Genomic DNA, 436 nt, shown 5'->3' on the forward strand with positions numbered 1-436 from the left:
GATGTAGTGGCAGTGGCAGCTGCTGGCGTCCACCTCCGCGTGGGCCTGGTGGTAGGCCAGCTGCGTGCCCAGCCGCTCGGGCAGCATCACATCATCGGCGTCCAGAAATGCGCACCACTCCCCCCGCGCCTGCTCCACCAACTGGTTCGTCGCGGCGCACTTGCCCGCATTAGGTCCATAGCTGGCCCGGATGCGCGCGTCGCGGCCCGCATAATTGCGGATGATGGCCGCCGACCCATCCGTTGAGCCGTCGTCGTGCAAAAGCAGTTCGAAGTCGGTAAAGCGCTGGCTCAGCACGCTCTCGATGGTTTCGGCCACAAACTTCTCCTGGTTGTAAACCGGCAAAATGACGGATATGAGCGGCGGCATAGAAAATCAGGAAAAGGAAGAAACGCTGGCCCCCAACGAAATACGTTTCGATAGGCCGCTAAAAATG

General features: G+C 60.6%; 1 protein-coding gene. It reads right to left on the reverse strand.

Features of this window, described 5'->3' with window-relative positions:
- A partial coding sequence (locus tag CDA63_RS20220) for a glycosyltransferase family 2 protein (RefSeq protein WP_088466237.1) occupies positions 1 to 369 on the reverse strand: 369 nt, incomplete at its 3' end.
- Between the last annotated feature and the right edge of the window lie 67 nt (positions 370 to 436).

It is taken from the genome of Hymenobacter amundsenii (assembly GCF_002204745.1).
GTDB lineage: Bacteria > Bacteroidota > Bacteroidia > Cytophagales > Hymenobacteraceae > Hymenobacter > Hymenobacter amundsenii.